At 71.0% G+C, this 22,559-nt stretch carries 22 protein-coding genes; 6 read left to right on the top strand and 16 right to left on the bottom strand.

The window, feature by feature from the left end; translation table 11 throughout:
* Window positions 1-65 precede the first annotated feature (65 nt).
* From BLV39_RS17315 to BLV39_RS17270, 10 genes are all read right to left on the bottom strand, one after another.
* Window positions 66-1,241: a hypothetical protein gene (locus BLV39_RS17315; RefSeq protein ID WP_090793199.1), complete on the bottom strand. Its 1,176-nt coding sequence runs from the start codon at window positions 1,239-1,241 to the stop codon at window positions 66-68.
* Window positions 1,242-1,429: 188 nt separating this feature from the next.
* Window positions 1,430-4,060 (bottom strand): hypothetical protein, encoded by a 2,631-nt coding sequence (locus BLV39_RS17310; RefSeq protein WP_090793197.1) that lies wholly within the window; start codon window positions 4,058-4,060, stop codon window positions 1,430-1,432.
* Window positions 4,057-5,655, bottom strand: coding sequence for a phosphate ABC transporter substrate-binding protein PstS (locus BLV39_RS17305; RefSeq protein ID WP_090793194.1), 1,599 nt, complete (start codon window positions 5,653-5,655; stop codon window positions 4,057-4,059). The genes BLV39_RS17310 and BLV39_RS17305 overlap by 4 nt, the downstream gene beginning before the upstream one ends.
* Window positions 5,652-6,902, bottom strand: coding sequence for a phosphate ABC transporter permease PstA (gene pstA, locus BLV39_RS17300; RefSeq protein ID WP_090793191.1), 1,251 nt, complete (start codon window positions 6,900-6,902; stop codon window positions 5,652-5,654). Before pstA ends, BLV39_RS17305 begins: the two co-directional genes overlap by 4 nt.
* Before the next feature lies 1 nt (window position 6,903).
* Entirely contained in the window at window positions 6,904-7,959 is a 1,056-nt protein-coding gene (gene pstC / locus BLV39_RS17295) for a phosphate ABC transporter permease subunit PstC (RefSeq protein WP_090793190.1), read from the bottom strand.
* The gene (locus BLV39_RS17290; RefSeq protein ID WP_090793187.1) at window positions 7,959-8,420 is read right to left on the bottom strand and encodes a hypothetical protein; all 462 of its coding nucleotides are present in this window, start codon (window positions 8,418-8,420) and stop codon (window positions 7,959-7,961) included. The genes pstC and BLV39_RS17290 overlap by 1 nt, the downstream gene beginning before the upstream one ends.
* Before the next feature lie 173 nt (window positions 8,421-8,593).
* Entirely contained in the window at window positions 8,594-9,304 is a 711-nt protein-coding gene (locus tag BLV39_RS17285; RefSeq protein ID WP_090793183.1) for a hypothetical protein, read from the bottom strand.
* A 111-nt stretch (window positions 9,305-9,415) separates the two neighbouring features.
* Window positions 9,416-10,636 (bottom strand): CehA/McbA family metallohydrolase, encoded by a 1,221-nt coding sequence (locus BLV39_RS17280; protein ID WP_090793180.1) that lies wholly within the window; start codon window positions 10,634-10,636, stop codon window positions 9,416-9,418.
* Between the two features lie 67 nt (window positions 10,637-10,703).
* Window positions 10,704-11,924: an RNA polymerase sigma factor gene (locus tag BLV39_RS17275; protein ID WP_090793177.1), complete on the bottom strand. Its 1,221-nt coding sequence runs from the start codon at window positions 11,922-11,924 to the stop codon at window positions 10,704-10,706.
* A 2-nt stretch (window positions 11,925-11,926) separates the two neighbouring features.
* On the bottom strand, window positions 11,927-12,253 hold the full coding sequence (locus BLV39_RS17270) for a YciI family protein (RefSeq protein ID WP_090793174.1): 327 nt from the start codon (window positions 12,251-12,253) through the stop codon (window positions 11,927-11,929).
* A 97-nt stretch (window positions 12,254-12,350) separates the two neighbouring features.
* On the opposite strand from BLV39_RS17270, the gene BLV39_RS17265 reads away from it, so the two are divergent.
* Together BLV39_RS17265 and BLV39_RS17260 are read left to right on the top strand one after the other, a co-directional pair.
* Window positions 12,351-12,902 carry a dihydrofolate reductase family protein gene (locus BLV39_RS17265; RefSeq protein WP_090793172.1) on the top strand — a complete coding sequence of 184 codons (552 nt, stop codon included), beginning with the start codon at window positions 12,351-12,353 and terminating at the stop codon, window positions 12,900-12,902.
* Between the two features lie 42 nt (window positions 12,903-12,944).
* The gene (locus BLV39_RS17260) at window positions 12,945-13,421 is read left to right on the top strand and encodes a GNAT family N-acetyltransferase (RefSeq protein ID WP_090793169.1); all 477 of its coding nucleotides are present in this window, start codon (window positions 12,945-12,947) and stop codon (window positions 13,419-13,421) included.
* Window positions 13,422-13,531: 110 nt separating this feature from the next.
* Here BLV39_RS17260 and BLV39_RS17255 read toward each other — a convergent pair whose 3' ends face one another.
* Together BLV39_RS17255 and BLV39_RS17250 are read right to left on the bottom strand one after the other, a co-directional pair.
* Window positions 13,532-14,539 (bottom strand): COG1361 family protein, encoded by a 1,008-nt coding sequence (locus BLV39_RS17255; RefSeq protein ID WP_090793166.1) that lies wholly within the window; start codon window positions 14,537-14,539, stop codon window positions 13,532-13,534.
* A 4-nt stretch (window positions 14,540-14,543) separates the two neighbouring features.
* Entirely contained in the window at window positions 14,544-15,080 is a 537-nt protein-coding gene (locus tag BLV39_RS17250; RefSeq protein ID WP_090793164.1) for a hypothetical protein, read from the bottom strand.
* A 178-nt stretch (window positions 15,081-15,258) separates the two neighbouring features.
* On the opposite strand from BLV39_RS17250, the gene BLV39_RS17245 reads away from it, so the two are divergent.
* Together BLV39_RS17245 and BLV39_RS17240 are read left to right on the top strand one after the other, a co-directional pair.
* The gene (locus BLV39_RS17245) at window positions 15,259-15,813 is read left to right on the top strand and encodes a helix-turn-helix domain-containing protein (RefSeq protein WP_090793162.1); all 555 of its coding nucleotides are present in this window, start codon (window positions 15,259-15,261) and stop codon (window positions 15,811-15,813) included.
* Window positions 15,810-16,643 (top strand): SRPBCC family protein, encoded by an 834-nt coding sequence (locus BLV39_RS17240; RefSeq protein ID WP_090793159.1) that lies wholly within the window; start codon window positions 15,810-15,812, stop codon window positions 16,641-16,643. Before BLV39_RS17245 ends, BLV39_RS17240 begins: the two co-directional genes overlap by 4 nt.
* Before the next feature lie 228 nt (window positions 16,644-16,871).
* Here BLV39_RS17240 and BLV39_RS17235 read toward each other — a convergent pair whose 3' ends face one another.
* The gene (locus BLV39_RS17235) at window positions 16,872-18,215 is read right to left on the bottom strand and encodes an FAD-binding oxidoreductase (protein WP_090793156.1); all 1,344 of its coding nucleotides are present in this window, start codon (window positions 18,213-18,215) and stop codon (window positions 16,872-16,874) included.
* Window positions 18,216-18,312: 97 nt separating this feature from the next.
* Here BLV39_RS17235 and BLV39_RS17230 point away from each other — a divergent pair, with 97 nt between their 5' ends.
* Window positions 18,313-18,747, top strand: a complete 435-nt coding sequence (locus tag BLV39_RS17230) for a fluoride efflux transporter FluC (protein ID WP_204082756.1) — start codon at window positions 18,313-18,315, stop codon at window positions 18,745-18,747.
* Window positions 18,744-19,109, top strand: coding sequence for a fluoride efflux transporter CrcB (gene crcB / locus BLV39_RS17225; protein WP_090793154.1), 366 nt, complete (start codon window positions 18,744-18,746; stop codon window positions 19,107-19,109). Before BLV39_RS17230 ends, crcB begins: the two co-directional genes overlap by 4 nt.
* Here crcB and BLV39_RS17220 read toward each other — a convergent pair.
* From BLV39_RS17220 to BLV39_RS17210, 3 genes are read right to left on the bottom strand one after another with little or no spacing between them, the layout of a single operon-like run.
* A complete protein-coding gene (locus tag BLV39_RS17220; RefSeq protein WP_176984953.1) occupies window positions 19,093-20,259 on the bottom strand; it encodes an MFS transporter in 1,167 nt (388 codons plus the stop codon). The two genes, crcB and BLV39_RS17220, sit on opposite strands and share 17 nt — an antisense overlap.
* Window positions 20,256-21,434: a 4-hydroxybenzoate 3-monooxygenase gene (locus tag BLV39_RS17215; RefSeq protein ID WP_239083590.1), complete on the bottom strand. Its 1,179-nt coding sequence runs from the start codon at window positions 21,432-21,434 to the stop codon at window positions 20,256-20,258. Before BLV39_RS17215 ends, BLV39_RS17220 begins: the two co-directional genes overlap by 4 nt.
* A gap of 2 nt (window positions 21,435-21,436) precedes the next feature.
* On the bottom strand, window positions 21,437-22,558 hold the full coding sequence (locus BLV39_RS17210; RefSeq protein WP_090793149.1) for a 5-methyltetrahydropteroyltriglutamate--homocysteine S-methyltransferase: 1,122 nt from the start codon (window positions 22,556-22,558) through the stop codon (window positions 21,437-21,439).
* Between the last annotated feature and the right edge of the window lies 1 nt (window position 22,559).

Here is a 22,559-nt window from a genome sequence, read left to right as displayed (position 1 = left end):
CGACTCCTTCAAGTCGACGGGTCCGGACGGCCTGGTTGGCCGTCCGGACCTCGGGGTGTGACGGACTAGCTGTTGGCCTTGAGGTCGGTCGAGCCGCAGGCGGCGTTGAGCAGGTCGACATTGGCGGTGCGCTTGCCGAAGCCGAAGAGCTCGATCAGGCTGCGGTTGGTGCCGCCCACGTTGACCGTGCTGGTGCACAGCGCCGAGTCGGCACCGGTGAACGCGGCGTCGATCGCGGCGTTGGCGAGCTTGCTGGTCGGCACGACGTTGTAGACGTCACGACGCAGCGGGAACGCGGTGTTGAGCACGCCGCCGACGATCGGCTGCTGGATGGCCTGGCCGGGCATCCGCATGCCGGTCAGGGCCGCCTGGCCACGCCGGTCGGTCACGGTGACGCCCGTCGCGGTCGCGATGGTGGCGACGTTGCTCTGCGCGATGAACTGACCGGCCGAGAACGGCACGATCTGGTTCAGGTTGTTGTTGAGGACGGTGCCGTCGTGCTCCTGGACGCGCTCGAGGTTGGGCTGCGCCGGGGTGGCCGGGTTGCTGTCGGCGTCGCGAGCCAGGCAGCTGTAGTCACCGAGGTTGATCTCAGCCTCGGTGATGCCCATCTTGCCGGTCCAGAACTGCCAGGTGCCGGAGGCCGCCTGGATCATCCGCGGGGTCACCGTGTTGCCGGCGATCGCGGTGTCGAAGCACTTGTAGACCCGCTGCACCTGGGCGAACGAGATGTTCGCCGGGATGTCGCCGTTGACGTTGCGGGCCAGGCCCACGGCGTCGACGCCGAACGGGATGTAGGTGTAGTTGCCGGCCGTCGCGGGCGGCGTCGGGCCACCGTAGGACGACGAGCGGGCGAAGTCGGCGCAACCCTGCACCGCGGCGCCGTTGAAGAAGCCGGGGCCGCCGTGCGTGCCGCCCAGGTTCTCACCCTCCGACGCGCGCAGCGCCTGACGACCCGCACCCGAGCCGTCCGGCCGCGGGAACACGCAGTTGGTCGCCTTGGTCTTGATCGGCGAGGTGCCGCGGGCGTCCCAGGAGGCGACAACCTTCGTGCCGTTCGGGGCGTACGCGTTGCCGAAGCCGTTCATGACGTCCTGCGTGGTGTCCGAGCCGACACCGGTCAGCGACCGGAAATCGGTCGCCGAGCTCGGGTCGGCCATGGCCGGTCCAGCCATGGCAGCGGCCCCAAGCGCGGCGGCCAGGAGGACAGCGCCCACCCGACCGACGTTCTTGACCTTCATGTGTGCTCCCTTTCTGCGGGGCAAGGTGCTCGTAGCCGCCCTGCTGACGGACGAGGCGAAGCCATCGTCGCGAGCGCCGGCGGTGCGCTGATACCGCGACCGGACGAACGTTTCGGGGTGAAGCGTTCCGCCAACACGTAGGCCGGATGAACGAGCGGAGGCGGGGTCGTTTACTCCACGATGGATGGTCATGAGCTCGGACCGCCCCGGCCGGCGCCCATGCGCTTGAGGACCGGTCCGATCACCCCGCCGACGAGCCCGACCACGAGCACGATGATCAGCAGGTTCCGCATCATCCCCATTGGGCCGCCCGGAGTCGTCGCGGACGCCCGCGCGATCGGCGGCGCGGGCGAGGCCGCGACGGGCCCGAGCGAGGGCGGCAGACCGGTGGCGGGCACACCCGGCGGCGGGGTGAGCGAGGAGGGAGGAGGTGGCGTCGGCGACCCGAACTCGAGCAGGGCGGCCGCGTTCATCGTCTGCGACCGGAGGTCCTGCGGCAGCGGCGCGTAGCCCTCAGGTAGCTGACCGCGCCCGAGGCCCGGCTGTTGCCCCTCGCCGGCGATCTGCCGGAGCAGCGCGGCGTAGTCCTTGCGTGCGTCCGCCTGCTCCCAGAGGTTGCCGACCGCGTAGTTGATCATCGCCAGCGGGTACGCGCCCGGCGTCTTCCAGGCGACCGTCGGGTCGATCACCTTCACCCCTGGCACCGTCGAGCTCTGCGCGGTCCCCGCGGCCTTCTGCAGCGCCGTGTCCGTGGGCGTGCGGCAGTCGACGCCCGCGAGCAGCTTCTTCTTGGTGTCACGCAGCGGCTTGCAGAGCTGCGCGGGGAAGAGGCCGTAGCGAGCCGCCGACGCCGACTCCGTGATCGACATGGCGAACCGGTATCCGGGCGCCCGCCGCGGCACCGGGTCGTAGTTCGGCGGCAGCGTGAGCTCGTTGAACACCGGCAGCCGGCCCTTGGTGTCGGCCCGCAGCGTCTGCAACGCCGCCTCGGACATGCTTCCCAGGTACGGCCGCAGGTTCTGCGTACAGTGCGGATAGGCGATCTTGTCGAACGTGACCTCGGTGCACTTCGGGTCGGCCTTGGGGAACGTGTCGAGTCCGGTGTTGGTGAGGCCCTTGTACCACTTGTTGATCACGATGCCGTTCTCGTCGGGCTTACCCGCGAGGAAGGGCCCGGCCTCGGGGTCGGCGAGCAGCCACCGCCACACCTGACGGCTCCCGGCCGAGTTGCCGAGCGAGACCATCAGGCCGTCGAGGGTCGACGACTGGGTGCGGTCCCACCAGTCGAAGACCGGGTTGATGACGCGGAACTCGGGATCGTCCCTGATGGACGCCGGGTTCGCCGCCTTGTGGCCGTTGGGCAGGTTCGGGAACGCGTCGGGGTCCTTGGCGTCGTTGCGGTACGTCTGCGTCAGCAGCTTGGCGATCAGCCGTGGCGTCAGCTTGACGTCCTTGAGCGCCGAGCCGGCCATCGCCAGCACCTCGGGCGGCACCTTCCCGTCGGCCTGATTGGGGTCGACGATGTTGGCGTCGACGTTCATCGCGATCTCGATGCCGCTCAACGTCGCCGGCGCGTGCACCACCGGTGGTTGCCCCAACCCCGGCACTACCGGATCGGCGGTGAACACCAGTCCGGGTGAGCCGGCGCCGGTCAGCAGCACCTGCCGGGCGGCCTCACCGTCGCCGATCGCCGAGTAGCCGATGAGCGGGCCGTTGTTGGCGCAGACTCCCGGCTGCCAGGCGGTGACCGCCTCGGCCACCATCTCGGTGCCGGCCGTGCGTCGCTCCGAGAGGCCGAGGGGGCAGAGGCCGGTCACCGGTCGGAAGTCCAGCGGCACGACGATGCGGTTGACCCAGTTGGCCGGCAGGAACGGGCTGCCGTGCACGGCACCCTCGGCCAGGTTGACCTGTTCACCCGTGTACGGGTTGTTGCGCCCGCGCGGGACGATCACCAGCGAGCACTTCGGTCCCGCGACCGACTTGCCGTTGCGCTCCACCGTCGGTGCGCCACACCCGAGGTCCGGCGCCCGGCCGGCGTCCTGGATCTCGAAGACCGCACGCCCGGTGCCGTCGCCCGACGTCAGCGCCCACGGAACCTCGTTGGTCGACGGCTCGGCGAACGACTCGCGCAGCACGTCGACGTCGGTTTCCTCGGTGGTATTGCCCGTGGCCGGGTTAATGATCATCCGGTACGGCTTGTAGGGGCTGCCGTCGCGGAACCGGATGCCCTGCACCGTGCGGAACGGGATCATCTTCGCGTCGGTCCGCAGCGTGCCCGGCGCGTCCCGCTCGTCGACGTCCTTGGTCGCCGGATCGTCCACGTCCTTTGGCGCGACTTCCTTCTCGTCCCGCGACGGATAGTTCGCGAGACCCAACGTCATCGAGCGGGAGTTGGCCGCCTGCGACGTGGCCCCGGAGCGCCCGGTGAACGGCGACGGCAGGTTCATGCCGAACTGGCAGGTCTCCCGGAACGCCAAACCGTCGGGGTCGTTCTCGTCATCCCCTGGATCGCCCCAGCACTGCATGATCTGGAGGTAGTCGAAGCCGAGCGACCGGGTCCGGGGCGACGGCACGCCACCGGTCCAGGACACCTCGACCGCCTGGTTGGTCAGGTCGCGGGTCTGCGAGACCGTGACCGCGAGGCCGGAGAAGTCTTCGATAGCTGTTTTCCGCCCGTGCACGGTCATCGCCGAGCCCGTGTCGGCCCCGCCGGACTGGACGTCCTGCGACGCCAGGGACGGTGTCGGGTCGCCCACGCCGAGCAGCGCGAGCCCGGCCGCCAGGGCCAGCACCAGGCCGGCCGCACTGACGCGGTTCATCGCCGTCCTCCACGCGACCGCCACCGCTGCGCCAGCAGCGGGGGCACCAGCACGAGACCGAGGACGACCAGCCCGGCGATCAGCATCGCGGTCTGCTGGAGCCCCCAGCCGGGCCGGCCGGTCAGGTCGACCGGCACCGCCCCGATCAGTTCGCCGTCGCCGCTCCCGCCGCCGCCGGTCGCCCCGCCGCCGGGGCCCGCGCTGGCCGAGGCCGACGGTCCCACGGTCGCGCCGTTCTGCGGCGTGTTGCCCTGGCTGCCCCCGCCGCCACTGCCGGTGCAGCGCGCGGCGGCGAGCACCGGAGTCTCGACCTTCGCACCCGCCGTGCCGGCGGAGGTCTGCTTCGAGCCTCGCTTGTCACACGGCGACGGCTGTGGCGCCGTCTTGGCCAGGGTGTTGGAGCCGTCGCTGGAGAACGTCGGGTTGTTGCACTGCGAAAGCGACCCGCCGTGCTTGACCGCTCCCGGGATCTTGCTCACCTGCGCGAAGCCGGCCTCGACCAGGTTCTTCGGCAGCGGCGAGTAGCCGAGCACGTCGGCCTGTTGCTGGCCCTCGCAGAGGAAGTAGTTGGCGAACTCCCCGAGCGTGAAGCCCTTGTCGGTGTTGATGCCGCGGCCGGTCTCGGTCGGCACGATCATGTAGGAGTACGACGACAGCGGATAGACCCGCGGGTCGGTGAAGCGGTAGACGTCGTCGAGGATCTGGGTGAGGTACTCGCGCGAGCCCTGGTTGGTGTTGATCCGCGCCTTGGTCAGCGCCACCGCCACGTTCTGCGCGGTCGGCTCGACGTAGTAGTCGGCGGCGTTGCGCACCTTGACGACGGGGAACCGGGCACCGATCGCGTACGAGTACTCGACGTAGGTGATCGCGCCCTCGGCGTTGGCCTGCTGGACGTAGCCGGTGACGCCGGTCGAGCCCTGCTGGCCGACGAACCCGTCGGACGACCGGAACGGGTAGGCGGACGTGATGCCGCACGGCGCCTTCTTGCCGAACTTGGCGCAGTAGGCGTTCCAGATGCTCGGATACTGCTTGCTCATCCAGAGCGTGAACTGCGCGCTGGTGCCGGAACCGTCCTGCCGCACCACCGGCACGATCCGCCGGTTGGGCAATGCCAGCCCCGGGTTGTCGTCCTTGATCTTCGGGTCGTTCCAGCGCTTGATCGCACCGGTGAAGATGCTCGCCACGACGTCGCCGGACAGGCGCAGGTTGGTCACCTGCCGGCCGGCGATCTTCAGGTTGTACATGAACGCGGTGCCGCCGGCCACGATCGGCATGTAGGCGAACTTGCGCGGCGGTGCGGTGTCCACGCCGCCGAAGGCGTCCCGCAGGCCGTAGGGGATCTCGGAGACACCGAAGTCCACAGTGGCATTACGGAACTGGTTGCGGCCGTCCGTCGAACCGGTCGGCTGGAAGTTGACGTACAACTGGCGCTGCAACACGTTGCGCCGCCAGTTGTCGATGGCGTTGGAGCTCCACGTGGATCCCGCACCGTTGATCGGCACGCGCCGGGGCGCGGCGGCGACTGCCGCCTGTGCGGGAACGAGCGCCGTGACGGCGACCGCGACCGCGGCGGCGACCAGGGCTCTGACGTTCATGTGCTGACCTCATCGTCGCGGTTGGTGACTCTGGCTCGTTCGCGGCCGGCGAACCGCACCGCGTCGCGATAGGACCGCCCGGCCCGGCGCCGCCGCTGGCCCCGGCCCAACTGCCCCGCTGGGCGGCCGCCGATGATGCGGGCCACCGCGAAGAGAAAGAGCACGAGGAACATCAGGACGGCCGCCGCGCCGAACCCGCGCGAGATCATTCCCGCGTCGGGCCGGGTGACGGAGTTGAAGACGAACAACGGCAACGAGATCTGCGGTTCCCGCATCGGGTTCGCGTTCGTGTACGCGGTGACGCCGGAGGTGAGCAGCACCGGCGAGGTCTCGCCGATGCCGCGCGCGGTGCCCAGGATGATCGCGGTCATCAGGCCGGACCGGGCGGTCGGCAGCACCACGTACCAGACCGTGCGCCACTGCGAGCCGCCCAGCGCCAGCGACGCCTCGCGCAGCGTTCCGGGCACCAGCCGGATCACCACGTCGGCCGCGCGGATCACGATCGGCAGCATCATCACGCTGATCGCGAGGGACGCGGCGAAGCCGGACTTGCCGACCGCGAGCCAGCGCAGTTCCTCCGGGAGCCGGTCCTTGGCCTGGTTGAGCAGCAGGATGACCGACGAGTAGACGAACAGGCCGGCGACCACCGAGGGCAGGGCGGTCATCGCCTCGACGATCGTGCGCACGAACCGGCTGAACCGGCCGGGCAACTCCGCCAGGAAGACCGCGGCGGTGACGCCGAGCGGCACGGTGACCGCCAGTGCGATCGAGATCTGCTCCAGCGTGCCGAGGATGGCGTGCCGGATGCCGCCGATCGACAGCGGCTGAAGCGGTCCCGCGTCGCGCATGTCCTGGGTGTAGAAGTTGCGGTGGCCCAGGGCGTCGAGACCGCGATAGACGGTGAACACCACCACCACGACGAGCGCGATCAGCATGAGCACGGCGAGGCCGTGCACGAGGACCGCCGCGATCCGGTCGCGCACCGTCGGCCCGCGCTCGTCGAGCCCGACCAGCAGCCCGTAGAACGCGACGAAGAAGACGAACGCGAGCACGACGAAGCCGAGCGTGCCGTCGAACGGCGCGAGGCGGGTGAACAGCAGCGCGGTCAGCGCGAGCGAGCCCCAGGCGGCGCCGAGGGCGACGTACAGGTCGGCCTTGCGGGTCGACCCGGTCGAGCGGCGCACCTCGTGGCCGGCGTCCGCGGCGCGCTCCGGGAGCGTGGTGCGAGGTTCTATGGTCGTCGTCATCTCAGGCCTCGCTCGACGCGCCCGACCGGCTGCGGCTGATGATCACGCCGGCCAGCAGGTTCACGACCAGGGTCATGGCGAACAGGACGAGCCCGGCGCCCATCAGAGCGGCGACGCCGATGGCGGTGGACTCCTGGTAGCGCGAGGCGATCAGGGCGGAGATCGAGCCGCCGCCGTTCTGCAGGATGTGCGGCTGGATGACGAAGCCGATCGAGATGATCAGGACGACGCCGATGGTCTCGCCGAGCGCGCGACCGAGGCCGAGCATGGTCGCGCCGATCATGCCGCCCCGGCCGAACGGCAGGACGACCGAGCGGATCATGCCCCACTTCGTGGCGCCCAGCGCGTACGCGCCTTCCCGCTCCCCCGGTGGCGCCTGCGCGAACACCTCGCGCATCACCGAGGCGATGATCGGGGTCACCATCATCGCCACCACGATCCCGGCGATGAACGTCGAGGAGGTCAACCGGCTGGCACTCGCCTCGGGGTCCCGGGGCTGGTACTCGTCGACCGAGAGCAGCGGGATCCAGCCGAAGTACGTGGTGAGCCAGCGCGGCAGCCCCTCACCCTGGTTGCCGACGACCAGCAGGTGCGGCTGGAGCAGGAAGAAGCCCCAGATGCCGTAGACGACGCTGGGCACCGCGGCCATCAGGTCGACCAGGTTGACGAGGAGCGGCGCGATCCGGCGCGGCGCGTACTCGGAGATGTAGAGCGCGGTGCCGATCGCCAGCGGCAGTGCGATGGTGATGGCGACGAGGGCGATCAGGATCGTGCCGACGAGCACGCCGGCGACGCCGAAGTGGTTTCCCTCGGTGTCCCAGTCCTGCGTCGTGAGAAAGCCCCAGCCGGCCTTGCGCACCGCGGGCCAGGCCTGCACGCTCAGGAACAGCCCGACCAGCAGCATGATGCCCAGCACGGCGGAGCCCGCCACCCGGGCCACGCCCCGGAACACCCGGTCGCTGGTGGGCAGCCGGGTGACCACCGCCCGCGGCTCGTCATCCGGTCCATCCGGAGTGGACGGTGTCACGGTCGCCCGGGAGTCCTCGAGGAGCACCATCAGCCGGCCAACCCGCCGCGTAGTCGCTCACCGCGTCGCCAGACCGGCGACGGCTCGGGCCGCTGGCGGCCGCGCCGCGCGCTGCGCGTGCCGGCCACGATGTCGGCCGTCGGGAGCGCCTCCATGAACTTGGCCAGGTTGTAGGCGCATTCCCGGGTGCGCAGGTACGAGCGGCTGGACGCCGCCACCGCCGTGCCGTCGAGCTCGATCCGCCAACTCCACTGGCCGGTGCGTTCCACGGTCGTCTCGACCGGCACGACGCGATGCGCGTTGGCCTTCATGAGCTCTACCGAACCCAGGCATTCCGCGTACGACTCGTGATAGGTCGTACCGCGCCCAAGCGGCCGATTGTTAGGCGAGACCAGCATCCACAGGATCCCTTCGGCCGGCGTCCGGTCGGCGGTTGTCGCATTGCCGTCCGGCATCGGCAGGGCCAGAAAGACGAATCGGGAACGCTGCATCGTCGGTCCCTTCGTTGTCCGCGTGCGGCACCAGATTCCGCATGGCCCATGACTCGGCGCGACGCGTCGTGCACACGCCAGACATGCGGAAGATGAACAGCCCGTATTGACGTATCCACCGTTCAGCTACCGTGCGGCACTAGTGGTATGAGGCGACGAATTGGCGTCCCAATTCAGCGGGATTTTCCGGGACGCGGACGGGTCAACAGGAAAACCAATCCGAATACGCAAAGAACTCCGCCGAGTCCGGCGATCCACCAGGCATTGCCGAACGAGGCCTTCCCGGTTCGATTGTTCGCGGCCAGTCGCGCGTCGATGGCTGCCTGGTCCGAGCCACTGACGTCCGGCGGCGCGGACGCCGTCGGCGTGGCCGGCGGCTGGTCGTCGGCACCGGCGGACGTCGTCGGCGTCGGGTTGCCGCCCGCCGGCCGGCCGGTGCGCCAACGTCCCCCGGACACCGTGATCGGCGTGACGAACCGCTCCTTGTGCATGCCTTCGGTGACGCTGTAGCACTCGACCACGACCTGCCACTCGCCGTCGGCCGGCTTGACGTTGCCCAGCGCCATCACGAACGAGCGGTTCGGCTTCACCGAGACCGCCTTCCGGTCGTACCCGCCGGCGGTCAGCGGTTTGGCGACGTTCGCGTACGGGCCACCGGGCGGGCCGATCCGGACCATCGCGTCGGCGCCGAACCCGGTCGGGCAGGGCGCGCTGGCGGCGGCGGTGCTGAAGATCGGGTTGTCGTCGACCGATCCGGCGGTCCGATCGAGCGTCACCTGCCCCAACGGCGCCGCGACGGCCGGCGCGGGAAGGACCAGAACGGCCACGGCGAGGGCGAGGACGGCCCCGGCGGCAGCGGAGAAGCGGCGGATGAGTGGGTTCACACGCTCGGTCTAGTCAGCGCCGACGACCCGCGGCTCTCGCGCAGGCGCGCGCCAGACGGCGAGCGGGTGAACGGAGCGCCCAGGCCCGACGGGCGCTCCGTCCGGGAACACCTACGGCTGGAGCCACCACGGGCTCGAGTACGCGACCCCGAAGTCGTTGCACGGGTGGTTGGCCGGGCCCGGCGACGGGTTCGGCTGACTCGGGTCGGAGACCCGCAGGACCACCCAGTTGCCGTCGGCCACGTTCAACGGCACGGTGAACTCGGCGACCGCACCGGCGGTCGTCTCGATCACGTCGACCACCTTCGGTGCCCGGGTGTCGGGGCGCAGCACCTGGATGTGCAGCGGCTTGCCGAGCCACTCCGGGCCGCGGTCCAGGTCGACCGCGAACCGCACGTCGCCCGAGGTGATGCCGAGCACGCCGCCCATCCGCACGCCGGACGCGGTGGCGTCGAGCCGGAAGCCGCTGACCCGGGTGGCGAAGAACCGCCGGGCCCGCATCGCGTTGAGCACCTCGTTGCGGGTGTTGCCGGTGACCCAGAGCCCCGCCCGGCCCAGCCCCTCCTGGAAGCCCCAGTTGGTGCCGTGCTCGTCGGTGACGCCGACCAGGCCGGTCCGCCAGCCCGCGTTCAGGCAGGCGACCAGCGGCGACGAGCCGGTGCTGGACCAGCCGTCGAAGAGGTAGTCGTCGCCCCGGTTGAAGATCTCCATGCTGACCAACTGGTCGCGCGCGCCGCTGTTGAAGTTGAAGTTGTCGAACCGCAGGATCTCCCGGCCCGGGTGGTTGAAGCCCGCGATGCCGCCGGAGCCCGCGAGCCAGTTGAAGAACCGGCCCATGCTGCTGGCGCCGCCCAGGTCGACGTAGTTGTTGGTGAACCAGACGTTGGCGTGCCCGAGCAGCGGGTGGCTCCACTCGAAGCCGCGCAGCGCCGTGTACGTGCCCGGCACGTTGGCGGCGTCGGCGAGCGCGCCGGCCCGGTTCCACTCGGACTTGCTCAGCCCCTCGATGGCGAAGAGCGTGGCGTGGTCGGTCAGGGCCGCGACGTCGAGGCCGGCGTCGCGCATCGAGCCGAAGACGAGGTCGGGGTTGCCGTCGCCGTCGGACATCAGGGTGTGGTTGTGCAGGTCGCCGTGCACCAGGGTGGTGCCCTGGGTGATCCGGGAGGCCCGGTCGGCGCCGGCGGCCAGGCCGGGCGCGACCTGGACGCGGGCCGCCTGTGCGCTGCCCGGCGCCGCACCGAGCACGACCAGGCCGCCGGCGCCGGCCAGCAGGCCACGCCGGGTGAGGTTGCCGCGGTGGTCAGATTCGTGGGTGTGTTCGTGTCCGCTCACGAGGAACAGTCGACCCGACCGCTCCCAACATGTCGACACATATGGATGTACTGATGGGAAACTCCGGCTACATCGCGGCGCGCGCCAGGAGCACGTCGCGCTCCTTGGCGTTGCGGGCGAGGTCCGCCGCGCGGGCGAACTCGGCCCGGGCCTCCGCGTCCCGACCGAGGCGGCGCAGCAGGTCACCGCGGACCGCCGGGAGCAGGTGGTAGTCGCGTAGCTCGCCGGCCAGCCCGTCGACGATGGCCAGCCCGCGTTCCGGCCCGAACGCCATCGCCACCGCCACGGCCCGGTTCAGCTCGACCACCGGGGTCGGCGTGCGACGCACCAGCAGTTCGTAGAGGCCGGCGATGCGTACCCAGTCGGTGTCGCCGGCGGTCCGCGCCCGCGCGTGGCTGGCGGCGATCGCGGCCTGGAGGACGTACGGGCCGTCGGAATGCTGTGCCCGCAGCAGGGCGGCGAAGCCGCTGCGGATCAGCTCGTGGTCCCACCGTTCGCGGTCCTGCTCCAGCAGCGGCACCGGCTCACCGCCGGGACCGAGCCGGGCCGCCATCCGCGACGCGTGCAGCTCCATCAGCGCGACCAGGCCGTGCACCTCGGGCTCCGCGGGCGCCAGCCCGGCCAGCATCCGACCGAGTCGGATCGCCTCGCTGGCCAGGGCCGGACGCATCCAGTCGTCGCCCGCCGTCGCGGCGTACCCCTCGTTGAAGATCAGATAGACGGTTTCGAGTACGGCGGACAGCCGGCCGGCGCGCTCGTCGGGCGGTGGCACCTCGAACGGGATCTTCCGCTCGCCGAGCGTCCGCTTGGCCCGCGAGATCCGCTGCCCGATGGTCGGCTCGGGCACCAGGAACGCGCGCGCGATCTCCGCCGTGGTGAGCCCGCCGATCATCCGTAGCGTGAGCGCGACGCTGGCCTCCCGGGACAGCACCGGATGACAGGCGATGAAGATCAACCGGAGTACGTCGTCGCCGATGTCCCCGTCGTCGAGCTCCTCGGGACCGGCCTGCTGCTCGTGCTCGGCGGCCCGGCCGAGCTCCGCCAGGTTGGCCCGGAGCCGGTCGTCGCGGCGGAGCCGGTCGATCGCCCGGTGCTTGGCGGTGAGCATGAGCCAGCCTCCGGGGTTGGCCGGCACACCCTTGGCCGGCCACTCCTCCAGGGCGGCGAGCAGCGCGTCCTGTGCCAGGTCCTCGGCCAGACCGACGTCGCGGACCAGCCGGGTCAGCGCCGCGACGATCCGGGCCGACTCGAGCTTCCAGACCGACTCGACGGTGGCCCGTGCGTCCACGGCTACTCCGGACCGAACACCTGGCGCAGGTCACCCTCGCCGTCGCCGACGATCCCGAAGAACCGCTGCGACAGCGCGACCGCCTCGTCCTTCGATGCCACCTCGACCAACGCGAAGCTGACGATCGTCTCCTTGGTCTCCGGATAGGGACCGTCGACCACCGTCACCTTGCCGCCACTGGACGAGACGTGGGTGCCCTCCATGGCCAGGCCGCCGGTGGCGATCAGCACGCCGGCCTGGGCGAGATCGTCGACGAACTTGCCCATCTCGGCGAAAAGCTCCTGGTCGGGCGGTCGCACAGGGGCGTTCAACGTCATCAGGAAGCGCATTCCGAGAAATCTAGCCGGTCCGTGTCGAAATCCGGTCCCGCCGATCGCGGAGTGGGTGTCGGGCGGAACGGCCGCCCGCGGTTCGCTGGGAGCAACCATGCGCACGATCACGGTGGGTCAGTTCAGCTCGTTGGACGGCGTCGTCGAGTCGCCGGAGAAGTGGCACATGCCGTACGTCGACCAGGAGATGATGGCGGCCATCTGGTCCGAGCCGGCCGACACCCTGCTGCTGGGCCGCGTCACCTACGACAGCTTCGCCGGCGCGTTCGCCACGTTGCCCGACGACGACCCGGTCGGCGGGCCGATGAACCGGCCGTCGAAGGTCGTCGTGTCGCGCACCCGGCCCGCCTTGGCCTGGCGCAACTCGCACCTGCTGCCGGCCGGCGACCTGGCCGAGCGGGTCGCCGAGCTCAAGGCCGGTCCGGGCGGGCCGATCTCGGTGGTCGGCAGCATCTCCGTGGTCCGCGCGCTGCTGTCCGCGGGCCTGGTCGACCGGCTCAGCCTGCTGATCCACCCGATCGTCGTCGGCGCGGGCCAGCGCCTTTTCCCGGGCGACGGACCGCAGGTGCACCTGACCCTGGAGAAGTGCGACGTCCTCCGCTCCGGCGTCACCCACCACCTCTACACGGTGAATCAGGGCCGCCGTTAACTCGGTGGCGGCGGCCCACGGCGGTCCGGCATCCTGCTGGCCATGGTGGATCTTCGGGTGTTGTCCGACGACGACTGGAAGCTCTGGCGGGACCTACGGCTCGCGGCGTTGGCCGAGGCGCCCCACGCGTTCGGCTCCACGCTCGCCGGCTGGCAGGACGCGGAGGAGGACCGCTGGCGCGACCGGCTGCGCCTGCCAGGCGCCCGGGACCTGGTCGCCTATCTCGGCGACGAACCCGTCGGGATGGCCACGGGGCTACCGACCGGGCCGGACACCGTCGAGATCATCTCGGTCTGGGTGAGTCCGGCCGGGCGCGGCCGCGGCGTGGGCGACGCACTTGTCGCGGCGATCGCCGCCTGGGCGTCGGAGTCCGGCGTGACGTCGCTGAAGCTGGCGGTGCGGACAGACAACGCCCCGGCTCGCCACCTCTACGAACGCGCCGGCTTCCGCCACACGGGGCCGAACGAGGAGGATCCCGCCGAGATCCTGATGGAGCGGAGCCTGCCCGGGGCCCAGTGACAGGCCCCGGGCTTCCGGCTAGAGGCATCGCGGCCGGCAGGTGACGGCGGCGGCCGACTGAATGGAGCGGACCCTGCCCGAGGCCTTGTGACGGGCCCCGGGCTTCCGAGTCAGAGGTGTCGCGGCCGATAGGTGACGGCGGCGGCCGGCTGACGGCGACGGCGACGCACGAGCAGCAGGGCCGCGAAGGCGAGGGCCACGAGCAGCGCGCCGCCGGCCCCGAACCACCCCCACCAGTTCTCGATCACCGTGCCGACCATGCTCAGGCCCGGCGGCTGGAGCGTCACCGCCAGGTCGAGGTGGCGTTTGACCGTGCCGCTGGCCAGGTCCAGGTCGAGCCGCCAGGCGCCGTCGGGCAGCTTGGCGTCGAGGGCGGCCACCACGATGCCGCTGGCGCCGGGCGCGAGGGTGGTCACCGTGGCCAACCGGTACGGGCCCGCCCGCATGCTGCCCGGCCCGTCCTCCAGGTTGAGCGTGCCGTTGATGTCCAGCGCGCGCTCACCGGTGTTGTGGACCAGGGTCGAGATCCTCGGCACGCCGTCGTCGCCCCGGGAGACGGTGACCTGGCCGATGTCGAAGCTGGAGATTGGCTCACCGCCCGGGCCGACGCTCAGGTACACCCGGATCCCCGCGCGCCGGATCGCGCCGATGTTGCCTTTCTTGTCCGGCGCCGCCCGGGTCTCCGCCCAGATCACCGCGTAGCGCTCGCCCCGCGACGCCTGCTTGGGCACCACGATGGTCGCCTCGACCTGGACGGTCTCACCGGGGTCCAGCGTGTCCTTGGTCTTGGAGAGCGTCACCCACGAGCTCAGCTCGTTGGTCTCGCGATCCTTGCCGTAGACGAACTCGTCGTTCTCGAGGCTCGCCGCGCCGGCGTAGATGTCGAACTCCCGCCGCTCGTCGGTCCGGTTGATGACCTCGAAGAGCCGGCTGATCCGCATGCCGGGCGCGAGGTGGTCCACGATGTACATGTGCGCCCGCGGGTCGTCTCGCCGCGCCACGGGTGCTTCGAGCAACCGGATGCCCACCTGCCCGTCCTCGGCCGCCGCGGCGGCCGGGGGCGACGGAATGACGACCGCGGCCCCCAGGGCCGCGATCGCCATCACCAGGTGCGTCATCCGGTTACGCGACCGAATGGGTCACCGTTCCCGTGTAGGTACCGACCACCGCCGCCGCCGGGATGGCGATCGACAGGTTCGGGTTCCAGGTCACCGAGTTCGAGCCGACGGCCGTCGCGGAGAACGCCGTGCGGGCCGCGCCCAACGTGCCGGCCACTCCGGGCAAGGGGACCGGCACGCCGGTGACCGCCGTCTGGAGACCAGGGGTGTAGGTGGCCGCCGAGTTCGGGATCGTCTCGGCCGGTGTGCCGCCGCCGGTGGTGTAGGCGGTCGACGAGACCGTGGCGGTCCACGCGGCGACCAGCAGGCCGCGCTGGTCGACGACCTGGACAGGACCGATGGATCCGGCGACGGTGCCGCCGGACACCCCGTTGCCGAGGTTGACGCTGGCGGGCGCCGTGATGGTCAGGCCGCCGGCGGTGATCTGGAAGGTGATGCCGGTCGTGGCGGTCGGGCCGGGAGCCGCCACAGCGGGCGCGGCTCCGATCCCCACCACTGCGGCGACCGCAGCGATGGCTGCCAGGGTGACGCGTCTGTACATGGCTACTCCTCACGAACCACGCCCTGCACGGGCGTCACGTTGGAAGGTGCGGATTCACCATAAGAACTCTTCACATCACCAATCCGACTAATCACCAAAAAACCCGCAGGTCAGACGCGTGTCGATCCATCGGATCCGATTGACAAAATCTGTTTTTACGTAAAGACTTGTTTTCGTTATGAGAGACGTCCTGTACCTGGAGCAGATCGAGCAGGCCGAGGCACTGCTCAAGCCGCAGCGCATCGAGGTGCTGCGGCAGCTAGCCGAGCCCCGGTCGTGCACCGAGGTCGCCGCGACGCTCGGCCAGACGCCGCAGCGCGTCTACTACCACGTCAAGCGGCTGGTCGACGCCGGCCTGGCCACGCAGGTGGCCGAGCGCAAGGTCCGCGGCATCAGCGAGGGGATCTACCAGGCGCAGGCCCGGTCCTACTGGCTGTCGCCGCGGCTGGTCGGCCGGATCGGCCTGCGCAAGGCGCAGGACGAGCTGAGCCTGGGCTACCTGCTCGACCTGATGGAAGAAGTGCAGGCCGACATCGGCGCGCTCGACCGCACCGCACCGGAGCTGCCGTCGATCGGCGTCTCCGGCGAGATTCACATCCGACCCGAGCGGCGTCAGGAGTTCCTCGACGACCTCCAGTCGACGCTGCAAGAGCTGTTCACCCGCTACGGCGGTGCCGAAGGCGACGCCTTCAAACTCGCCGTGGCCTGCTATCCCAAGGGAGAAGAACGATGACCGTGATCGCCAAGGCCCGCGTCAACGCCCCGATCAAGCAGGTGCGGCACGCGCTCACCGACGCCGGCGAGCTGCGCGTGTGGCTCGCCGAGCATGCCGACGTCGACCTGCCCGGCCGCTACGCGTTCTGGGGCCGCTACACGCCCGAGGGCGACGCGCCGCATCAGAGCCCGACCAGGGCCGACGACAGCGGCGTGGCGTTCACCTGGCGCCTCGACGGGGTCGACACCACCACCGACATCGCACTCGAGGCCGAGGGCGACGACAGCACCGTCATCGTCGTCGACCAGAGCCACTTCGACTTCGCCGAGATGATGAGCGGCAGCAGCATCCGCGGCGTGCTACAGACCTTCTGGGCGCTGTCGGTCGCCAACCTCGTGGACCATGTGGAGGGTCGCGCCCTGACCCCCAAGGTCGACTTCACGACGCCCGACTTCCGTGCCGAGTTCGAGGTCGCCGCACCGGTCGACCGCGTCTTTACTTCGCTGACCGACTCCGCGCAGGCCAGCGAGTGGTTCGGCTTCCCCGTCGGCATCGAGCCGTGGGAGGGCGGCCGGTTCGCGATGGGCGGCCTGGACGCCAACCCGAACCCGGCGAAGGTCCTCGAGCTGGTGCCGGACGCCCGGTTCTCCATCGACTTCGGACCCGCCGGTGTCAGCACCTGGGAGCTCGCGGGCTCGGAGGGCAAGACCCGGCTCACCCTCGTGCAGAGCGGCTTCGACACGGCCAACCCGCCCTACGCGGCCTGGGGCGGCATCCTCTCCGGCACCGCCGGGCTGCGCCGCTTCCACGAGCTGCCCGGCCAACCGCAGATCTTCCTGCCGGCCTGACCGCGGCCTACCCAGCCCCGGCCAAGGGCCGTGGGCGGTCCGGCCCAACGACCAGCCCACGGCCCACCCGGCCCAGCCAAGGGCCGTGGGCGGTCCGGCCCAACGACCAGACCACGGCCCACCCGGCCCAGCCAAGGGCAGTGGGCGGTCCGGCCCAACGAACGGCTTACCCGACGCCGCCAAGGGCCATGGGCGGTCCGGCCTCACGGCCGGACCGCCCACCGCCCGTCAGGCCGGCTTGGCCAGCACCGAGTCGGGGTCGTAGCGCCAGCGGATCTCGCCGAGCCGCGTGTTGGCGCCCTCGGTCCACATCGTCGCCAGCCGCTCGGCCGTGATCGGCAGGCCCATCAGGTTGGCGTTGCAGTCGCCGCGTAGCCACGGCCCGGCCGTCTCGCGCCACTCGGCGGCGGCCTCGGGCAGCACCTTCTCGAAGAAGTCGGGCCGCACGCCGACCAACGCGCACGCGAACGCCCCGCCGCGACCCGCGACCGCCGAACCGCCCTCGACGTCACGCGCCGCCGCGCCACCGAGGTGACGAAGCTCGACCGCCACGAACGGCGAGTCGGCCGACGGCCCGAACGCGGCCAGGAACGCGGTCGCGAAGTCCTGGTCGACAGGGTCGAGCAGCATGCCGTAGACCTGGCTCGGGCCAGGCTCGGTCGGGTCGTTGTGGATCCGCGCGATCTGACCGGCGGGCAGCTCACCCAGCACGTCGAGGTAGACCGGCGCCGCCTCCCGCAACGGCGCGGCCAGGCTCGCACCCTGCTCGACCGAGCCAGGATAGGCGAACCGCACGGACAGCAACGTGCGCCCGCGCAACGCCTCAGGAACCTGCTCGATCGGCGGCATCCGGATGATCGCGGCGCTGGTCGACACCTGGTCGTCGGCCGTGGCCGTGTAGTCGACCCAGGCCCGCAGCGCCGGCTCGATGTCGGCCGCGTCGAACATCAGCGCACCGCCGTAGAGGCGGTCGAGCTCGACGAGCCGGACCCGCACCTCGGTGACGACGCCCAGCCCGAACTTGCCGCCGCGCAACGCCCAGAACAGGTCGGCGTGATCGGTCGCCGAGGCCGTGACGATCTCGCCGGCCCCGGTCACCACGGTGAAGTCGAGAACGTAGTCGGACGCGTAGCCGTGGCTGCGGGCCAGTGGGCCGAGGCCGCCACCGGTCAACAGACCGATCACGCCGACGGTGGACGCCGCGCCGGCGATCGGCAGCAGCCCGTGCTCGGCGGCGGCCGCGACCACCGCACCCCACTGCTGGCCCGCGCCGATGGTCGCGGTGCGGGTCTGCGGGTCGACGACGAGGCCGTCAAGCCGACGCGTGGTGATGAGCAGCCCAGAGGTGATCGGCCGCTCGGCGCCGTGCCCGGTGCCCTGGACATGCACGTGCAGCCCATGGTCGCCGGCATAGCGAATGGCCGCGGCGACGTCGGAGGCCGACGTCGCACCGACGACGAGCTCCGGGGTGTGCGTGGCGCCGGTGTTCCACGCGGCGACCTCGTCGGCGTAGCCCTCGTCGTAAGCGGCCAGCACCGGGCCCGTTACCTGTGCCGACAGGGTGGAAGTCATGGCACTCCTCCGTTGGCGGTTACGTGTGTCCTATCCGTTCTAGCCGCCGGGTACGACATTCCACCTACGATCATGGTCAGCGGTGGGGGGAGTCGTCATGCGGTTCGTGATGCCGGGACCGGCCGAGCGGGCCCGGCCGCCGTGGTCCGCACTGGCCGTGGTCTCGGCAGGTGGCGTGTTGGGCGCGCTGGCCCGCTACGGCATCGGGCACGCCTGGCCCACACCGGCCTCAGGGTTCCCGTGGGCCACCTTCGTAATCAACGTCACAGGCTGCCTGCTGATGGGCGCCCTCATGATGCTGGTCCACGACGTCTTCACGCGGCACCACCTGCTCCAGCCCTTCCTCGGCGTCGGCGTGCTCGGCGGCTACACGACGTTCTCCACGTACTCGGTCGAGATCCGCGGCCTGATCGCGGCCGGTGCCACCGGAACCGCCGTGCTCTACCTGTTCGCGACGTTGGCCGCCGCTCTGGTGGCGGTGTTCGCCGGCATGGCGGCGGTCCGGGCCGTTCGCCGCTGGATGGCCTCGTGACCGTGCTGTTCGTGGCGCTCGGCGCGGCCGTCGGCGCGCCCCTGCGCTACTTGACCGGCCGCGCGGTCCAGCGCCTCTATCGCGGCCACTTCCCGGCCGGGACGCTGATCGTCAACGTCGTCGGCTCCTTCGTCCTCGGCCTGGCCGCCGGCGGCACCGCCCCGACCACCGGCGTGTTCGCGCTGGTCGGCACCGGCTTCTGCGGCGCTCTGAGCACCTATTCAACGTTCGGCTACGAGACCGTCCGGCTGCTGGAGCAGCGCCTTACCCGCACGGCGATCGCGTACGCCGCCGTCAGCGTCGCAGCAGGCCTGGGCGCCGCGGCAGCCGGCGTCGCCATCGGCCTCACCGTCTGGCGTTGACCACGCCGCCCGCCGCCAGCCCGGCCGCCAGCGTGGCCAGGCCGACGGGGACCAACACCAGGTACGGCACCCGGAAGCCGCCGGTCAGGTCGTGCAGGAAACCGACCGCGACCGGCCCAAGCGAGGCCAGCAGGTAGCCGACGAAGAACGCCATCCCGGACGCCCGCGGGGTGTCCGCCGGCGTCGGCGCGATCTGCCCGACCACGGTGAGGGCGAGCGAGAAGTTGGCGCCCACCCCGATGCCCAGCAGCCCCGCCCAGAGCGCCGGCGCGCTCAGCGGTGACACCCCGATCAGCGCGAGGCAGCCGATGGCGAGCAGCAGTCCGACCACGATCGCGGGCCGCGGATCACGCCGGGCCAGCGCCGGTGCGACCAGCGCCGCCACCACCTGGGTCGCGCTGAACAGCGCGAGCAGCCCACCCGCCCGGGCGGCCGACCAGCCCAGTTCCGTGTAGCGCGCGGCCAGCCAGGCCAGCGGCGCGTAGTAGAGCAGCGACTGTCCGCCCATGTAGAGGGTGACCATCCACGCGTCCCGGTCCCGCCACGGCGACCAGCCCCCACTAGCAGCGACCACTGGGCGACGGGGCGCCGCGGCCGGCCGCACCACCAGCCAGACCACCAACGCCAGGGCCGCCGGCACCGCCCAGAGAGCCAGCGCGGCCTGCCAGGACCCGCCCAGCGCAGCGCGCAACGGCTCGGTGCCACCGGAGCCGATCAGCGCGCCGGAGATCAGCGCCGTCGTGTAGAGCCCGGTGATCGGGCCGACCCGGTCCGGGAAACGGTCGCGGACCAGCGCGGGCATCAGCGCGCCGCCGACCGCGATCGCCACACCGACCAGCACCGTCGCCGTATAGAGCAGCCCGATCCCGGCCAGTGGTCGGACCGCCGTCGCCACCGTGAGCAGGGCCAGCGCGAGCGCCATCGTGCGGCTGGTCCCCCAGCGGGCCGCCGCCCACGCCGCGGCCGGCGCGAACAGGCCCATGCAGACGACCGGCACCGCGGTCAGGACGCCGGCCGCCGAGGCGGACAGCCCGAACGTCCCGCGGACCGCGTCGATGATCGGCGGCACGGACGCGATGGCGGGGCGCAGGTTGACCGCGGCGAGCAGGACCGCCGCCAGCCAGGCGACGGTGGTGAACCGGCCCCTCACGGGAACGGGAAGCCGACGTAGTTCTCCGCCAGCGACGTCGCCGCCGCGCGCGACGAGGTCACGTACCGCAGTTGGGAGAGTTGGAGCGCCAGGTCGAATGGGTCGTCGCCGGTCGGGTGCAGCATCGACGTCATCCACCAGGAGAAGTGCTGGACCCGCCAGACCCGGCGCAGGCAGGTTTCCGAGTACGCGTCGAGCCCGGCCCGGTCGCCGGTGGCGTACCAGGAGGTCAGCGCGTCCGCGAGCACCTTGACGTCGGCCACCGCCAGGTTGAGGCCCTTGGCACCGGTCGGCGGCACGATGTGCGCGGCGTCGCCGGCCAGGAACAGCCGGCCGTATTGCATCGGCGATACGACGAAGCTGCGCATCGCGGCGACCGAGCGTTCCAGGATCGGCCCGTCGGTCAGCTTCCACGCCGGGTCGGAGCGGTCCAGCCGCGCCCGCAGCTCACTCCAGATCCGCTCGTCGGGCCACTCCTCCAGGTCCTCGTCGGGCCGGACCTGGAGGTACATCCGGGTCACCGTGGGCGAGCGCATGCTGTGCAGGGCGAAGCCGCGCGCGGAATGCGCGTAGATCAGCTCCTCCGACGAGGGCGGTGCCTCCGCCAGAATCCCCAACCAGGCGTGCGGATAGTCGCGCTGGTGCACGGTGAGCACCCCGTCGGGCGCGGAGGCCCGGGACACGCCGTGGAACCCGTCGCACCCGGCGATCACGTCGCACCGCACGCGCTGCGGCACCCCGACTGAGTCCACATAGGAGATGACCGGCGAGGCGGAGTCGAGCGAAGACAACGAGACGGACGACACCGAGAAATGCAGCGGGCCGTCCCACGCGGCGATCAGGTCCTTGACCACCTCGTGCTGCCCGTAGATGGTGATCTCCCGCCCGGCCAACTCGGAAAGCGGGATCCGATGCGCCTCGCGCTCGAAGAGCAGCTCGATGCCGTGGTGCACCATCCGTTCACGGTGCAGCCGGTCGGCCAGCCCCAGCGAGGTGAGCAGGTCGACCGTGCCGTGCTCGAGCACACCGGCCCGGATCCTGGCTTCCACATAGGACCGGGACTGGCGTTCGAGCACGACACAGTCGATGCCGCGGGACCGCAGCAGGTGGGCGAGCACGAGGCCGGCCGGGCCGGCGCCGACGATGCCCACCTGCGTGCGCGTCTCCACGACCACGGTCAGCCCCACACCTCTTGCGCGGTCTCGACGATCAGGCTCAGCTTGGCGACCTCGTCGTCGTAGCTCAGCACGTTGCCCTCGACCGTCGAGGAGAAACCGCACTGCGGCGACAGGCAGAGCTGCTCCAGCGGCACATATTTGCTCGCCTCGTCGATGCGCCGCTTCAGCGCGTCCTTGGACTCCAGTGCGCCGTTCTTGGTGGTGACCAGGCCGAGCACCACCATCTTGCCCGGCGGTACGAAGCGCAGCGGCGCGAAGCCGCCGGAGCGCTCGTCGTCGAACTCCAGGAAGAAGCCGTCGACCGCGAGCTCCGAGAAGAGCGCCTCGGCCACGAAGTCGTAGCCACCCTCGGCCGCCCACGACGACCGGAAGTTGCCCCGGCACATGTGTGTGGTCACCGACAGCCCGGCCGGCCGGTCCTGGATCGCCGCGTTGATCTGCTTGATGTAGCGCAGGTGCTGGTGCTCGGCGTCGTCACCCCGCTCCGTGAGCTGCTTGCGCTGCTCGGGGTCGTTCAGATAGGCCAGGCTGGTGTCGTCGAGCTGGAGGTAGCGGCAACCGAGCTCCGCGACTGCGTTGACTTGTGCGGCGTAGGCCGCCGACAGGTCGGCCCAGAACTGCTCCTCGTCGGGGTAGACCGCCGGGTCGATGGACGCCTTGCCGCCCCGGTAATGCACCATGCTCGGCGACGGAATGGTCAGCTTGGCGGTGACCGGCTCTTCCACGGTGGCGTTCAGGAAGGCGAAGTCGTCGCCGAAGATGGTCTTCTCCAGCTTGACCGGGCCGTCGACGGCCAGCGCCGCCGAGGTGAAGTCGAGGTCGCCCGCCTTGTTGTGGAAGTGCACCCGGATCTTCTCGTCGGTGGAGTGGATGCCCCCGAGCTGGTAGATGAAGTCCATGTGCCAGGACGTACGCCGGAACTCGCCGTCCGTGGCGGAGCTGAGCCCGACGTCGCGCTGCATCCGCACCACGTCGCGGATCGCGTCGTCCTCCACGGCCCGCAACTCCTCGGCCGAGATCGTGCCGGCCGCCCGGTCGGCACGCGCCTTCAGCAGACGTTCGGGGCGCAGCAGGCTGCCCACGTGGTCGGCCCGGAACGGCGGCGTGTCGCGCAAGGTCATT

The organism is Asanoa ishikariensis (assembly GCF_900107455.1).
GTDB lineage: Bacteria > Actinomycetota > Actinomycetes > Mycobacteriales > Micromonosporaceae > Asanoa > Asanoa ishikariensis.
The sequence above is the reverse complement of the archived record's forward strand: the minus strand, read 5'-3'. Positions and strand labels throughout refer to the sequence as shown.